The sequence below is a fragment of the Streptomyces sp. NPDC058375 genome, assembly GCF_042723425.1.
Classification (GTDB): domain Bacteria; phylum Actinomycetota; class Actinomycetes; order Streptomycetales; family Streptomycetaceae; genus Streptomyces; species Streptomyces durocortorensis.
Window position 1 is genome coordinate 1 of the sequence record NZ_JBHXJG010000079.1, and the last position, 15,598, is coordinate 15,598.

The window sequence follows — 15,598 nt, forward strand, 5'->3', positions numbered from 1 at the left end:
GTACCCGCTCAGGCGGGTACCGCGGCCGCGTTCGTCGTTCCGTCCTGTGCTTCGGCGACTGCCCCCGCGACTACCGGCTGACGGCGAACCGCATCAGGGCGTGCTCGTCGCCCTGCTTGATCTTCCCGGTCTCGTTGATCACCTGGAGCTTCCAGCCCGCGCCCTCGCGGATCGCCTTGGCGACGGCGACGCCGTTGTCCTGGGTGAGCATGCTCGGCCAGATGTCGGCGACCTGCTGCGTGCTGCCGCCCGTCGCGTCGTACACCTTGAAGCTGATGTTGCGCGCGTTGGTGAACGAGCTGCGCTTCTTGTAGGCGGCGGCGATGAAGACGATCGACGTGATGTTCGAAGGAATCTTGGCGAACTCGACGGTCACCGTCTCGTCGTCGCCGTCACCGTGCCCGGTCTGGTTGTCCCCGCTGTGCACCAGCGAGCCGTTGCCCAGCGGGTCCAGGGAGTCCAGACCGGCCAGCCGTACCGGATCCCCGCCCTGCAGGGCGATGGCGATCAGGTCGAGGTCCGTACCGGCCTTCTGCCGGATCTTCCCCATCAGACCGCCGCTGCTCCCGACGGTCGGATCCCAGGACGCCCCGATGGACAGGTGGGTCACCCCGCCCAGGTCCGCCGGGCCGTCTTCCTTCGTCAACGTGATCATGCCTGAGTCCTTTTGTGGCTCGACTGTTTACGTATGAAGTGTGCCTGGTGCCTCCGGTACGCGGTCCCCGGAGGAAGTGGGACAGTTCCGGATCGTACGAGATCGGGGCCCGGCTCAGCGGTCCTCCGGAGCCTCCGGCTCCTCGGGGGCGTTGAACGCGTCGGTGCGGGCGCTCAGCAGGAAGCCGGCCTGGAAGCGGCTCTTCGCGCCCAGGCGCTCCATGATCTCGGCGATGTGGCGCCGGCAGGTGCGTACGGACATGCCCATGCGCTTGGCGATCGTCTGGTCGGTCAGCCCTTCGCTGAGGAGCAGGGCGATGCGCTGCTTCAGCTGGTCGGCGATGTCCGCGACGTCCTGGTTGCTCCACTCCAGGGGGAAGGGCGCCGCGTTGAGCCACCACAGGTCGAAGGTCTTGGCGATGAAGTGGATGAGGTTGGGCTCGCGCACGATGATGGCGGAGCCGGGGTCGCTCTCCACTCCGATGACCGCCGCCCTGCGGTCGAAGAGCAGCACGCGGATGAACTGGTCGTCGAGCGTGCGGACCTCCGCGCCCATGCGCGAGACCCGGTCGACGTACTCGCGGGTGCCCGGGCTGAACCGGGCGGTGTGCTGGTAGAGGGTGCGCATGTGGACGCCGCTCCTCAGCATGGCCTCGTCCCGGGAGATGGCCTCCTCCAGGACCTCGGCCCGCCGGCCGCCGCCGGGCTGCGCGGTCAGCACCTCGGACTCGCACTTCGCCGCGAGCTCGACGATCGCCGCGCGCGTACTGCTCAGGGAGGCCAGGAACTCCACGGTGCCCCGGGAGTCGGTCCGCACCGGCTGCTCCTCGTAGACGTGGCTGAACTCCAGGAGCCGGGTCCGCACCTCCTCCAACTGCTGGCGCCGGGTGCGGATGACCCGTTCCAGCGGGCCGAGCACCCGCTCCCCGGCCGTCTCCGGGTCGACGGCCCGGAAGACGGTGGGGCAGGCACGGGTGTCCTCGGCCAGCAGTCCGAGGTCCGCGAGCTGCGCGCAGTGGTCCTCGGCGGCCCCGGCGTCGAGCGCGAGGGCGGCCGCCACGTCGGCCGCGGTGACGGCGGTCTGGCGCAGGGCGAACCGGTAGACGGCCTGGGGAGTGTCGCCGGAAGGCTCTACCGCACCGATACGTTCCGGCAATTCCATATCACGGCCTTTCATCCCGTTCTGTCCATCGATCATCAACCTGACATGCAACTTTATGGCCCACCGGAACCGGTCATGTGCGGACGAGGTACTGGCAGTGTGACGGTGTGCCCACGGGGGGTGCAGAGGGGCGCCTGCGGCGCCTCTCTCGTACGAGCAGGTAAGGACACCGCTTCATGAGGCACTTCTTTCAGGCCGTCAGAGTCGTCCGCGCGCTGGCCGTCGTCGGCGTCGTCGCCGTCGCGGGGCTGTCCGTCGCCGTCGAGAACCGGGGCACGAACGACGACACCGGTTGGGGGGCTCCGGCCGCGCGGACGATCGCCAAGGACACCGGCTGGGGGACGCCGGGCGCCAGGGCGATGGCCGCGGAGACCGGCCGGGGCGTCACTGACACCGGCTGGGGCCGCGCGGCCTGACGTCGCGGGTCCGACCCCACAGATCCGACTGCCACACGAAAGGAACAGGCTGTGAGCAACCCCTTCGAGGATGCCGAGGGTACGTACTACGTCCTGGTCAACGCCGAGAACCAGCACTCGCTGTGGCCCGGCCACGTCGAGGTGCCCGCCGGGTGGACGCAGGCGTTCGGCCCCGCCGGGCGGGAGGCGTGCCTGGCGCACATCGAGGAGTCCTGGACGGACATGCGGCCGCAGAGTCTCGTGGACGCCATGGAGAGCGCCGCCCGCTGACCCTGGTTTCGGCGCTGTCCCGCAGAAATGCCCGCCACCCCTCGGGGATGGCGGGCATTTCTCGTGTTCCGGTTCCTCAGGAGATCCCGGCCACCTTGTCCGCGAATTTGGTGAGGTTGTCCATCGCCCGCGCGATGCGCTCTTCAAGGGTGAGGGATTCCTCGTACTGGCTGAACCGCAGCTTGGGCTGCCGCTTCCCCCGCATGTACAGGGAACAGGCGAGGTCCGCACACACATAGATGCCCACGGTATTGCCCTGCCGCCCGGACGGGCCGGCCAGCGGTGCGACGAAGAGATTCACGCCGGACGACGAATGACCGGTGAGGCATATCTGGCACATGCTGGACTTCACCGCGCTCTTCCGGGCGGCGCTGGAAACGCGCAGGGTGATTCCGCGCGGCCCGTCCGGGCCCGGCATGACGACATGCGACCGCAGCAGCGCGCCGGGGTCGACCCAGCCGAGGAAGTCCAGGTCCTCCCAGGCCAGTTTGCCGAAACCGAGCGGGAGGCGCAGCCGGGACGCCTCCCCCTTGGTGCAGTTCACAAAGGAATTCCGGATGGCTTTTTCACTCAGTGGATCCATGGTGGGCAAATATATCGGAGGGCTCCCGACGGAACACGCGATTCACCCCGGGGAGCCCCGGACACCGGGCAATGCCTGTCCGTTTTGATCCGTTGGATTCCGATATGCCGGGCGCTCAGGTTGCTGTCATGCAGGTATGTGAGCCACCGTCGCCGCCCCTTTCCTCCGTCGTGAAGTGCAGGATCAAGACATGCCCGTACAGGCCTGTGCACAGGCAGGGCGACAAGTCCGCAGGATCGATGAACTTTCTCTTTGGGGTCGGGGTAGACGTGTCTTCGCGCAGTGAATCTCAGGAAAAAGTAGAGGTATGGCTCTCGGGCGTCTTCGGGAATGCCCTCAGCCTCTCCGAGTTCGCTCCCGATGACGACTTCTTCGCATGCGGCGGTGATTCCATCCTCGCCGCCCGGGCCGCGATGCAGATCCGCTCGAAGGCGACGGGCGAGGTGCCGCTCGCCTGGATCTTCGAGCAGCGGAGCCCCGCGAAGCTGGCGGTGCTGCTCGCCGACCTCGTCGACCCGGCGAACCTGTCCGCCCCGGCCGCCGTCCCGGACACCGAACCGGCCGCCGTCCTGGCCGGCCCGGGCACCGCCCCGGACGCCCGCGAGGGCCTCCCCCTGTCCCACGCGCAGGAGCGGCTCTGGCTGCTGCACCAGTTGGACCCGGACTCCGCCGCCTACAACGAACCGCTCGTCCACCGGATCCGCGGCGCGCTCGACACGGCGGCGCTGCGGACCGCGCTCCAGGGTCTGGTGGACCGCCACGAGGTCCTGCGCACCGCCCTGCGGCTGGACGGGGACCGGCCCGTACAGCGGATCGAGCCCTCGCTCCGCGCCGAGCTGCGCGTCGAGGACCTGCGCGAGGGCACGGCGGACCCCGCGGCGACCGCCGAGCGCCTCGTCCAGGCGGATATCGCCACCCCCTTCGACCTGGCCGCCGCACCGCTGTTCCGGGCCGCGCTCTACCGGATCGCCGAGCACGACGCCGTTCTGCAGCTCACCTTCCACCACGTCGTCACCGACGGCTGGTCCACCACCCTGATCCTCGACGAGCTGGCCGAGGGGTACGCGGCGGCCCGGGCCGGGCGCACCCCGCGCCTGCCGGAACTGCCCTTCGGTTACGCGGACTTCGCGGCCCGGCAGCGCGCCTGGCTGGACGACGGGGTCGGGGAGCGGCAGCTGGCCCACTGGGAGAGCGAGCTGTCCGGCGCCCCGGAGCTGTCTGCCTTCCCCACCGACCGCCCGCGCCCGGCGGCCCAGTCCTACGACGGCGGCCACGTCCCCTTCACCCTGCCGGCCGAACTCGGCGACCGGGTGGCGGAGGCGAGCCGACGGCACGACGTCACCGTCTACGCGTGGCTGCTCGCCACGTTCCTGACGACGCTGCACAAATACTCCGGGCAGCGCGACCTCGTCGTCGGCACCCCGGTCGCGGGCCGGCACCACCCCGACGTCGACCGACTCGTCGGCTTCTTCGTCAACACCGTCCCCGTCCGCTCCCGTTACCGGGACCACGACACCTTCGAGGACTTCCTGCGCGGGGTGAGCGCCACCTGCCTGGACGCGCTGGACCACCAGGACGTGCCGTTCGAGCAGATCGTGCAGCGGCTCGGCCTCCAGGGCGTCACCAGCCACGCGCCGCTCGTGCAGACGGTCTTCGCCTACCAGGAGGGGGAGGACCTCGCCCTCCGTCTCGACGGCCTGGACACCGAGCCGGTCCGGGCGACCGGCGCGACCTCGCGCTTCGACCTGACGCTCTTCATGGCCCGGCAGCGGGACGGGTCTCTCGCCTGCGACCTGGAGTTCAGCACCGACCTCTACGACCGGGCCACCGCCGAGCGGCTGGCCACCCACTTCCTCGGCCTGCTCGACCAGGTCCTCGACGCCCCCCGGGCGGGCCTCTCCCGCAACCGGCTCTGCACCCGGGCCGAGCTGGACCAGCTGGACGCCTGGAACGACACCGCCGCGGACTTCCCCGCGGACCGGGCCCTGCACGCGCTCATCGAGGACCGTGTCGACGCGGACCCGGACGCCGTCGCCGTCGTCCACGGGGACGCCGAGCTCACGTACGCGGAGCTGGACGCGCAGGCCAACCGTCTGGCGCACCATCTGGGGCGGCTCGGCGTCGGGGCCGACGACGTGGTCGGCGTCTGCATGGACCGGTCGCCGGAGCTGGTCGTCTCGCTCCTCGCCGTCCTCAAGGCGGGGGCCGGTTATCTGCCCCTGGACCCGGAGGCCCCCCGCCAGCGGCTGACCCAGATCATGGCGGACGCGCGGGCGGAGGTCTGCCTCACCCTCGGCCACCAGGCGGAGCGGGCCCCCGAGGCGGCCCACGTGGTCCGCGTCGACGACGACCACGAGACCCTCGCGGCCTGCCCGGCGCACCGGCCGGCGGTCGCCGTGCACCCCGGGAACCTGGTGTCGGTCTACTACACCTCCGGCTCGACCGGGGCCCCCAAGGGGGTCGCCAGCACCCACGAGGGCTGGGTCAACCGGATGGTCTGGATGCAGAAGCAGCACGCCCTGCGGCCGGGCGAGACGGTCCTGCACAAGACCACGCTCACCTTCGACGACTCGGCGCTCGAACTCTTCTGGCCGCTGATGTACGGCGGGCGGATCGCGCTGATCGGGCCGGGCCTCCACCGTGACCCGCAGGCGGTCCTCGCCGCTGCGACGGCCTACCGGACGGTCCTCCTCCAGACCGTGCCCAGCATGCTGAACCTGCTGATGGACCAGATCACCCCGGACGAGCGGACCGCGTTGGGCTCCCTGCGCAACACGGTCTCCAGCGGCGAGGCCCTCACCCCGGCGTCCGTACGGCGCTTCCGCGAGACGATGCCCGGGGCCCTGCACAACACCTGGGGCGCCACCGAGGTGTCCATCGACTCCACCATCGGTACGTGCGGGGCCGCCGACGCCGAGGACACCGGGGCGGTGAGCGTCGGGGCGCCGTTCGACAACAACACCGTCCACGTCCTCGACGCGGCGTACGCCCCGCTGCCCGTCGGGGTCACCGGCGACCTCTACATCGGCGGAGCCGGCCTGGCCCGCGGGTATCTCAACGACCCGGTGAAGACCGCCCAGGCCTTCGTGGCCAGCCCCTTCGGCACCGGGGAGCGGCTGTACCGCACCGGCGACCAGGGCTACCTGCGCCCCGACGGCTCGATCAAGTTCGTCGGGCGCAACGACCACCAGATCAAGGTCCGGGGCATGCGGGTCGAGCTCGGCGAGATCGAGTCCGTACTCCGCGACCACCCCCAGGTGCGGGACGCCGTGGTGGTCGCCCGGCGCACGCCCTCGGGGCAGTACCGGCTGAGCGGTTACGTCGCGGGGGGCGGGCAGGACGGCGCGCCGACCGTGGAGTCGCTGCGGGCACATCTGGCCGAATGGCTCCCCGACCACATGCGGCCGCCGTTCCTGGTCGTCATGGACCGGCTGCCGCTCAACGCCAACGGCAAGACCGACCGCCACCAACTGCCGGACCCAGCCCAGGACATGGGTGCGGAGAAGGACGAGCGTGCCGCTCTCGACGGGCCCGTCCAGCGGGCCGTCGGCGAGATCTGGTGCGAGGTGCTGGAGATCGCGGGCGTCGGCGCGGACGACAACTTCTTCGACCTGGGCGGCCATTCGCTGCTGGCCACCCGGGTGACCGGCCGGCTCCGCGACCGCTTCGGCCTGGAGCTGCCGCTGCGCACCGTGTTCGACCGGCCGGTGCTGCGGGACTTCGCCGACGAGGTGGACCGCGACCTCAGGGAAAAGATCAGCGGCATGAGCATGGACGAGATGCGTTCCCTGCTCGAACTCCTGCGCTGAGCAGTGCTGAAGCCGCCCGGCACCTAGGCACATCGAAGGACATCGAGGGACATCGAGGGATGGGGACGTCGTGACGACCGGACTGCCTGGAGCAGCCGAACCGGAATTCTATGAGTTCCGCGCTTCGCGGGCACAGCACCGCATGTACTTCCTGCAGCAGCTGGCCGGAGACGCGCCGACGTACCACCTGCCGCTCTTCCACCGGCTGGACGGTGCGGTGGACAGCCGGGCGCTGCGCGGGGCCGCCGAGGCTCTCGTACAGCGGCACGAAGCCCTGCGCACCACGTTCGCGGCCCGCGAGGGCGAGCTGTTCCAACTGATCAGCCCCGAGGCCGACTTCGCGTGGCAGGAGTGCGACGTACGGGACACCGAGGACCCTCAGGCCGCGGCCGAGGCCTGGATACGGGACGAGGCGGCCCGCCCGTTCGACCTGGCCGAGGGGCCGCTCTTCCGGGCCGGGCTGCTGCGCGTCGGCGACCGGGACTCGGTGCTGCTGCTCGGCATGCACCACATCGTCGCGGACGGCTGGTCGACGGAGATCCTGCTCCGCGAGTTCACCGCGACGTACACCGCCCTGGTGAACGGCGGGCCGGCGGCGGATCCCGGGGAGCCGGAGTTCCAGTACGCGGACTACTCCTCCTGGCAGGACGAGTGGCTGGACAGCCCGCAGGCGAAGCGGCAGCGGGAACACTGGGAGGCTGAGCTGGCGGGCGAACTGCCCGTGCTGCGCCTGCCCGCGACCCGCCCGCGGAGCGCACAGGCGCCGGCCGGACAGGAAGCACCGGCACCGGCCGGGCAGGAAACGGACGCGCCGGCCCCACGCGGCGCCGGCGCCGACCTCGCCTTTCCGCTGCCCGCGGCGGCCCGGGAGCTGCGCGAACTGTGCGCCGGTGAGAACGCCACGTTCTTCATGGGCCTGCTCGCCGCCTTCGACATCCTGCTGAACCGCTACACCGGGCTCGACGACATCGTCGTCGGCACCCCCATCGCCGGGCGTCACCGCGACGAGTTCGCCGACACGGTCGGGCTGTTCATCAACACGACGGTGTTCCGCGCCGATCTGTCGGCGGACCCGACGTTCCGCGAACTCCTCGGCCAGGTCCGCGACCGGGTGCTGGCCGCGCAGGGGCAGCAGGACCTCCCCTTCGAGGAACTGGTCCGGCTGAAGAACCCGGACCGCACCGCCGACGCCTCGCCGCTCTTCCAGGTGATGTTCGGCATGAACGAGACCGGCGACGAGGAGCTGCGACTGCCGGGGATCACCGCCCGGCCGGTGCCCGTGGACTCCGGCACCGCCAAGTTCGACCTGACCCTCGACGTGGCGGAGACCCCGGACGGCGGCGCCTCGGGCGTCTTCGAGTACCGCACGGACCTGTTCGACGCCCGGATCGTCGGGGCGCTGGCCGAGCACTACGGGCGGCTGATCGAGGACGCCGTCGCGCACCCGGACGCCCCGGTGTCCTCGCTGCGGATGCTGTCCGACGCGCAGCACGCGGAGCTGGCCCCGCCGCCCCGGGCCCCCGGCCGCGCGGAGACTCCCCCGGAGCCGGTCCACGAGCGCTTCGCCCGGTGGGCCGCCCGGACGCCCGACGCGGTGGCCCTCGTCGACGGCGACACCACCATCGGCTACGCGGAGCTGGATACCCGCGCGGACCGCCTCGCCCGCCGGCTGCGCGCACACGGCGTCGGACCGGGCACCCTGGTCGGCCTGAGCATGGAGCGGTCCGCCGCCCTGGTGACCGGGCTCCTCGCCGTCCTGAAGGCCGGCGGCGCCTACGTACCCCTGGACCCGGCCTATCCCGTGGAGCGGCTGCGCCACATGGTCGAGGACTCCGGGCTCGGCACGATCCTCACCGGGGGCGGGGTTCCGCGGTGGTGGGAGGGGTTCGACGGGAACGTCCTGGACGCCGACGACGCGACCGAGGACGCGACTGCGGACGCGACTGCGGACGCGATCGAGAACCCGGCCGCGGACACGGCTGCGGGCGGCCCCGCCGGCCCTCCGCCCGGCGGTGCGGGCCCCGACGACCTCGCGTACGTCATCTACACCTCGGGATCGACCGGCCGCCCCAAGGGCGTGCTGGTCCCCCACCGCAACATCAGCCGGCTGTTCACCTCCACCGACCGCTGGTTCGGGTTCGGCGAGCAGGACGTGTGGACGCTGTTCCACAGTTACGCCTTCGACTTCTCGGTCTGGGAGCTGTGGGGAGCACTCGCCCACGGCGGCCGGCTCGTCATCGTGCCGTACGAGACGAGCCGCGAGCCCGCGGCCTTCCTGCGCCTGCTGCGCGAGCAGCGGGTCACGGTGCTCAACCAGACGCCCTCCGCCTTCTACCAGCTCATCCGCGCCGAGGAGACCGAGGCGGCCGAGGGAGCGGCAGCGGGGCAACTCGCCCTACGCCAGGTGATCTTCGGCGGCGAGGCGCTCGACCCGCACGCCCTGCGCGACTGGTTCGCCCGGCACGGCGACATCACACCCCGGCTGGTCAACATGTACGGCATCACCGAGACGACGGTGCACGTCACCTACCGTCCGATCACGCTGGAGGACCTGCGGGCCGGCGCCGGCAGCGTCATCGGCGAGCCCATCGACGACCTCCAGCTGTACGTCCTGGACCGGCACGGGCGGCCCGTACCGCCGGGAGTGACGGGTGAGCTGTACGTCGGCGGGCGCGGCCTGGCCGACGGCTATCTCAACCGGCCCGAACTGACCGCCGAACGCTTCGTCCCCCACCCCTTCGCCCCGGACCCCGGCGCGGGCGAGCGGCTGTACCGCACCGGCGACCTGGCCCGCCGGCTGCCCGACGGCGACCTGGAGTACGGCGGCCGGATGGACTCGCAGATCCAGCTGCGCGGCTTCCGGGTGGAGCTGGGCGAGGTGGAGTCGGCGCTCACCGAGCACGAGGCCGCCCACGAGGCCGTCGTGGTGCTGCACACCGACGCGGACGGGCACGCCTCGCTCGCCGCGTACGTCACCGCGCGTGGCGCGGACCTGGACCCCGAGGCCCTGCGCGGCCACGCGGCCCGCCGGCTCCCCGGCTACATGATCCCGTCCACCTTCACCGTGCTGCCGGAGTTCCCGCTCACCGCCAACGGCAAGGTGGACCGGGCGAAGCTGCCCGAACCGGCGCCCCGCGCGGCGTCCCGCCAGGGCGCGTTCACCGCTCCGGCCACCCCGGCCGAAGAGACGCTGGCCTCGGTGTGGGCCCGTGCCCTGGGCGTGGAGCGGGTGGGCGTCGACGACAACTACTTCGCTCTCGGGGGCGACTCCATCCGCTCCATCCGGCTGCTGTCGCTGGCGCGCGAGGCGGGCCTGGAGATCGGCTTCACCGACCTGATGACCCATCAGACCGTGCGCACGCTCGCCGCGGTCGCCCGCACCGCCGAACGGCCCGGCGACGAGAGCGGCTGCCTGCCCTTCTCGCTGCTCACGGACGCCGACCGGGCCCGGGTGCCGGACGGTGTCACCGATGCCTATCCGATGACCCGGCTCCAGGGCGGAATGCTCTTCCACAGCGATCTGTCCGGGACGGGCACGGAGTACCACAACGTCTCCACGTACCGCCTGGCAGCCGGCTTCTGCGAGCGGTCCTGGCGCGAGTCGGTCGCCGGGCTGCTGCGGCGGCACGAGATCCTGCGGACCTCCTTCGACCTGGGCCGCTTCGACGAGCCGATGCAGCTGGTGTGGGGGCGGGTGCCGCTGCCGCTGACGTTCGAGGACCTGCGCGGGCTGTCCGGGCCGGAGCGGGACGCGGCGGCGGACCGCAGGTTCGAGCGGGAGCGCGCCGCGCTGTTCGACCCGCTGACGGCGCCCCTGATCCGCTTCCATGTGCAGCGCCTGACGGACGACACCCTCCAGCTGTTCATCAGCGAGCACCACGCGATCCTCGACGGCTGGAGCGAACGCTCCCTCTTCGCCGAACTGCTCCTCGGCTACGGCCGGGGGCTCTCCGGGGCCGTACCCCGGACCGCGCCGCCGCCGGCCGCCCGCTTCGCCTCGTACGTACGCCTGGAACGCGAGGCCATCGCCGACGAGGAGAGCCGCCGCTTCTGGGCGGACCAGCTCGCCGGCTCGACGCTGACCCGGCTGCCCGGCACCCCTTCCGCCGCCCGGGAGTCGGCCCGTCCGACCATGGAGATCGACGAGCGGCCGGTGCCCGATGCGGTGCACCGGGGGCTCACCGCGCTCGCCCGCGACCTCGGGGTTCCGCTGCGGACCGTGCTGCTCGCCGCGCACCTGCGCGTGCTGTCCCTGCTCACCGGGACCGAGGACGTCGTCACCGGCGCGGTCCTGGGCGGGCGCAGCGAGGAGCGCGACGGCGATGTGGCCCTCGGCGTCTTCCTCAACACGCTGCCCGTCCGCGCCCGGCTGACCGGCGGCACCTGGGCCGATCTGGTGCGGGCCACCGCGGAGGTGGATCTGGCGATCCAGCGGCACCGCAGGTTCCCGCTCTCCGAGATCGTGCGGGAGGCCGGTACGTCCGAGCTCTTCGAGGCGTTCTTCAACTACACCCACTTCCACGTCGAGGCATCGGTGGCGGAAGGGCCCGAGGCAGCCGCCGGTTCGCCGGTTCGGGTGCTCGACGAGCGCGGGATCGCCCACACCAACTTCCCCTTCGGCGCGGAGTTCTTCCGCGACGGCACCGACGGCGCGCTCGGGCTCGGGCTGCGCCACGACGCCGCCCGTTTCGACGCGGAGAGCGTCGAGCGGGCCCACGGGTACTACGCCGCCGCGCTCGCCGCGCTGGCCACCGACGCGGAGGCCCGTTACGAGAGCGCCGATCTGCTCTCCCCGGCGGAGCACCGCGCCCTGGCGGAGGCGAACGCCACCGCCGAGGTCTTCGACCGCCCCCACGTGCTGCACACCCTGGTCGAGGAGCAGGCCCGGCACACGCCCGACGCGCCGGCCGTGCGGTACGAAGGGCGGACCCTCACCTACCGCGAACTGGACGTGCGCGCCGACCTGTTGGCCACCCGGCTGCGGGCGCGGGGCGCGGGCCCCGGCGCTTTCGTGGCGGTCCTGGTGGAACGCTCCCTGGAGCTTCCCGTCCTGCTGCTCGCGGTGCTGAAGTCCGGCGCCGCCTATGTGCCGCTCGACCCGGACCACCCCGAGCAGCGGCTGCGCGGGATCCTGGACGACGCGGGCATCTCCCTGGTGATCTCGGCGGCCCCCTGGGACGCGAAGGTCGCCGGGCCGGGCATCGAGGTCGTCCTGCCCGGGGAGCCCGGGGACGCCGCCCCTGCCGGGAGCGCGGAGACAGCCTCCGGGCCCGCCGACCCCGCGTACATGATCTTCACCTCGGGCTCGACCGGGAAGCCCAAGGGGGTCGTGGTCTCCCACCGGGCGATCGCCAACCGGCTGCTGTGGATGCAGCGCGCGTACGGGCTGCGCCCGGGCGAACCGGTGCTGCACAAGACGCCCACCACGTTCGACGTCTCGGTCTGGGAGCTGTTCTGGCCCCTGCTCGCGGGCGGCGTCCTCGTCGTCGCGAAGCCCGGCGGGCACCGCGATCCGGCGTACCTCGCCGCGCTGATCGAGGCGGAGTCCGTCACCACGGCGCACTTCGTGCCCTCCATGCTCCAGGCGTTCGTGGAGGATCCGGCCACCGCCGGGTGCACCGGTCTGACCCGGGTCGTGTGCAGCGGCGAGGCGCTCCCGTACGACTTGCAGGAACGGTTCCTGGCCCGGTTCCCGGCCGAGCTGCACAATCTGTACGGGCCGACCGAGGCGGCCGTCGACGTCACCCACTGGACGTGTGTCGACGACGGCAGTGGGATCGTGCCGATCGGCCGGCCGGTCGCCAACACCGAACTGCACGTCCTGGACCGGCACGGGCTGCCCGTCCCGCAGGGCGTGACCGGCGAGCTGTATCTCGGCGGCGTCCAGCTCGCCGAGGGCTACCACCGGCGGCCCGATCTGACCGGGGCGAGCTTCGTCCGGCACACCGACGGCCAAGGGGCGACCCGGCGGCTCTACCGCACCGGCGACCTGGTCCGGCGGCTGCCCGGCGGCGCGCTGGAGTACCGCGGCCGGACCGACGCGCAGATCAAGCTCCGCGGCTTCCGCATCGAACTCGGCGAGATCGAGGCCGTGCTCTCGGCCCACGCGTCGGTGGCCGAGTGCGCGGTGCTGCTGCGCGAGGAGCGGCTGGCCGCCTACTACGTGCCGACTCCCGGCCCCGCCCCCGAACCGGCCGCGCTCGCCGCCCACCTGGCGACCGCCCTGCCCGCCTACATGGTGCCCACCGCCTGGTCCCCGCTGGCCGCGATGCCGCTGACCAGCAGCGGCAAGCTGGACCGCAAGCGGCTGCCCGACCCGGCCGGTCCGCTGCCGCAGGAGCGCCCCGCAGCGCCGCCGCGCGACGCCCGCGAGAAGCGGCTGCTGGAGATCTGGACCGAGCTGCTCGGGCGGGACGGGCTCGGGATCCACGACGACTTCTTCGAGGCGGGCGGCCACTCCCTGCTGGCCCTGCGCCTGATCTCCCGGATCAACGCGGCGTACGGCACCGGGCTCGGCGTCTCGGCCGTCCTGGCCGACCCGACGGTCGCCCGGCAGGCCGCCCTGCTGCGCGAAGGGCGCGGTGCGGACAGCCGCCCCGGTGCGGCCGTGCCCCTCGCGGGCGGCGGCGGGCAGCCACCGCTGTTCCTCGTCCATCCGGTCGGCGGGGGCGTCCTGTGCTACCGGGAGGCCGCCGCCGTACTCGGCACCGGCCGGTCCGTCCACGGCCTGCCCGCCCCCGGGCTGACGCCGGGAACACCTCCGCCGGCGACCGTGCGGGAGCTGGCCGACCTCGGCCTGCGGGCCGTCCGCGAGGTCCAGCCGGCCGGACCGTACCGGCTCGGCGGCTGGTCGTTCGGCGGTCTGGTGGCGTACGAGATGGCCCACACGCTTGCCCAACAGGGCGAGGCCGTCGAGCTGCTGGCCCTGCTGGACACCGGGTTCCCGGGGACCGCCGGCGCCCCCGACACCCTCCTCGCCGACTTCGCCGAGGACCTCCTGCGGTCCGCCGGGCTCTCCCTGCCGGAGCCGCTCGCCGCTTCCCTGGCCGCCGCGCAGGCGGCCGGGAAGGAGGAGGACGGGCTGCGCACCGTCCGGGACGAGCTGTCCCGGCAGGGCGCGGGCGCCGGGCTCACCCCCGGCGAACTCGCCCGCCACTACGCGGTGTTCCGGGCGAACACGCTCGCCGCCGCGGCCTACCGGCCCCCCGCCCACCGGGGAGCCGTGCACTTCTACCAGAGCACGGACGGGGCGCGGCTCGGCTCCGCGCGGGCCTGGGCGCAAGCGGCCCGAGGACCCCTCGTCGTGCGTGACCTCGACACCGACCACTACGGGATCGTGCGCGGCGCGCACATCCGGGAGACAGCGAAAGACATGGAAAAGATCATGGGCGAAGGGCTGAACCGGTGACGGAGACGAAGGTGACGGAGAAGAAGACGAGTCTGTGGCGGCACGCGGACTTCCGGAACCTGTGGCTCGGCCTGACCGCCTCGCTGTTCGGCTCCAAGGTCACCGCCGTGGCGGTCCCGCTGATCGCGGCCGTCTCCCTCTCGGCGACCCCGTTCGAGATGGGCGTCCTGGTCGCGTCGGAGACCCTGCCGTACCTCTTCATCAGCCTGTTCGTCGGCGTCTGGCTGGACCGCAGTCCCAAGCGGCCCATCCTCATCCTGACCGACGTGCTGCGCGCGGTGCTGCTGCTCATCATCCCGGCGGCCTGGGCGGGTGACTTCCTCACCTTCCCGCTGCTGCTGATCGTGTCGCTGCTCATCGGCGCCTGCACCGTGGTGTCCGACATCGGCAGCTCCTCCTATCTGCCGCTGCTCATCGACCGCAGGCACCTGGTCGACGGCAACAGCAAGCTCGAACTGAGCAGCTCCGCCTCGGACATCGGCGGCAACGCCGCCGGCGGCGCGCTGCTCCAGGTCATCTCCGCCCCGTTCGCGGTGATCATCAACGCGGTGACGTACCTCGTCTCGGCGGTCTTCACCGGGCTCATCGCCCACCGGGAGGAGAAGCCGGCCCCGTCCGACACCGCGGACGTGCCCGCGCCGCAGAGCATCTGGCGGGACATCGTCGAGGGCGCGGAGCCGATCCTGCGGAACAAGGTGATCCGCACCCTGGTCACCGCCACCCTGCTGTTCAACCTGTTCACCCTGGTCATCGAGCCCGTGTTCCTGATCTTCATCACCCGGACGCTGGGGCTCGAACCGTTCTACATCGGCCTGGTCTTCGCCTCCTCGGGTGCGGGCGCCCTGGTCGGCGCGCTCATCGCGGAGCGGGCGAGCGCATGGCTGGGCGTCGGCCGGGCCATGGTGTTCTCGCTCGGTCTCGCGGGGGTCACCGCCCTGCTGATCCCGGTGGCCACCCTGCTGCCCAAGGTCGTCGCCGCGCTGCTGATCGTCGTCATGTACTTCATCGACGCCGCCATGGTGATCGTCTACAACGTCAACCAGCGCAGCCTGCGCACGGCGCTCACGCCCGACCGGCTGCTGGGCCGGATGAACGCCTCGATCCGCATGATCGTCATGGGCATCACACCGGTCGGCGCCCTCGCCGGCGGACTCCTCGGCGGCTGGATCGGCACCCAGCAGACGCTGCTGCTCGGCGCGGTCGGCGTCCTGCTCTCCGCGGTGGTCCTGGTCCTGTCCGACGTCCGCTCGGTGCGGGTCATCCCCGAGCACCATCCCGAAACGGTCTGAGGGGCAC

General features: G+C 72.2%; 8 protein-coding genes. 5 read left to right on the top strand and 3 right to left on the bottom strand.

Annotated elements, in window-relative coordinates; genetic code table 11:
• Positions 1-70: 70 nt before the first annotated feature.
• Together ACFWM7_RS15590 and ACFWM7_RS15595 are read right to left on the bottom strand one after the other, a co-directional pair.
• Positions 71-655 carry a TerD family protein gene (locus ACFWM7_RS15590; protein WP_383260513.1) on the bottom strand — a complete coding sequence of 195 codons (585 nt, stop codon included), beginning with the start codon at positions 653-655 and terminating at the stop codon, positions 71-73.
• Positions 656-769: 114 nt separating this feature from the next.
• Complete coding sequence (locus ACFWM7_RS15595) at positions 770-1,816, bottom strand: helix-turn-helix domain-containing protein (protein ID WP_383260515.1); 1,047 nt, start codon at positions 1,814-1,816, stop codon at positions 770-772.
• 176 nt (positions 1,817-1,992) lie between these two features.
• Here ACFWM7_RS15595 and ACFWM7_RS15600 point away from each other — a divergent pair, with 176 nt between their 5' ends.
• Together ACFWM7_RS15600 and ACFWM7_RS15605 are read left to right on the top strand one after the other, a co-directional pair.
• Positions 1,993-2,232: a hypothetical protein gene (locus ACFWM7_RS15600; protein ID WP_383260518.1), complete on the top strand. Its 240-nt coding sequence runs from the start codon at positions 1,993-1,995 to the stop codon at positions 2,230-2,232.
• A 51-nt stretch (positions 2,233-2,283) separates the two neighbouring features.
• A complete protein-coding gene (locus tag ACFWM7_RS15605) occupies positions 2,284-2,502 on the top strand; it encodes an MbtH family protein (protein WP_383260521.1) in 219 nt (72 codons plus the stop codon).
• Between the two features lie 76 nt (positions 2,503-2,578).
• On the opposite strand, the gene ACFWM7_RS15610 is transcribed toward ACFWM7_RS15605, so the two are convergent.
• Positions 2,579-3,085 (bottom strand): FBP domain-containing protein, encoded by a 507-nt coding sequence (locus ACFWM7_RS15610; protein ID WP_383260522.1) that lies wholly within the window; start codon positions 3,083-3,085, stop codon positions 2,579-2,581.
• 269 nt (positions 3,086-3,354) lie between these two features.
• Between ACFWM7_RS15610 and ACFWM7_RS15615 the strand changes: the two genes are divergently transcribed.
• From ACFWM7_RS15615 to ACFWM7_RS15625, 3 genes are all read left to right on the top strand, one after another.
• Positions 3,355-6,894, top strand: a complete 3,540-nt coding sequence (locus ACFWM7_RS15615; protein ID WP_383260524.1) for an amino acid adenylation domain-containing protein — start codon at positions 3,355-3,357, stop codon at positions 6,892-6,894.
• Between the two features lie 70 nt (positions 6,895-6,964).
• The gene (locus ACFWM7_RS15620) at positions 6,965-14,302 is read left to right on the top strand and encodes an amino acid adenylation domain-containing protein (RefSeq protein ID WP_383260526.1); all 7,338 of its coding nucleotides are present in this window, start codon (positions 6,965-6,967) and stop codon (positions 14,300-14,302) included.
• Positions 14,299-15,591 (top strand): MFS transporter, encoded by a 1,293-nt coding sequence (locus ACFWM7_RS15625; protein WP_383260528.1) that lies wholly within the window; start codon positions 14,299-14,301, stop codon positions 15,589-15,591. The genes ACFWM7_RS15620 and ACFWM7_RS15625 overlap by 4 nt, the downstream gene beginning before the upstream one ends.
• The last annotated feature ends 7 nt before the right edge of the window (positions 15,592-15,598 follow it).

Bases quoted from the DNA above. Each gene is read 5' to 3' on its own strand.
- ACFWM7_RS15590 (WP_383260513.1), bottom strand. From the start codon at position 655: ATGATCACGTTGACGAAGGAAGACGGCCCGGCGGACCTGGGCGGGGTG.
- ACFWM7_RS15595 (WP_383260515.1), bottom strand. From the start codon at position 1,816: ATGGAATTGCCGGAACGTATCGGTGCGGTAGAGCCTTCCGGCGACACT.
- ACFWM7_RS15600 (WP_383260518.1), top strand. From the start codon at position 1,993: ATGAGGCACTTCTTTCAGGCCGTCAGAGTCGTCCGCGCGCTGGCCGTC.
- ACFWM7_RS15610 (WP_383260522.1), bottom strand. From the start codon at position 3,085: ATGGATCCACTGAGTGAAAAAGCCATCCGGAATTCCTTTGTGAACTGC.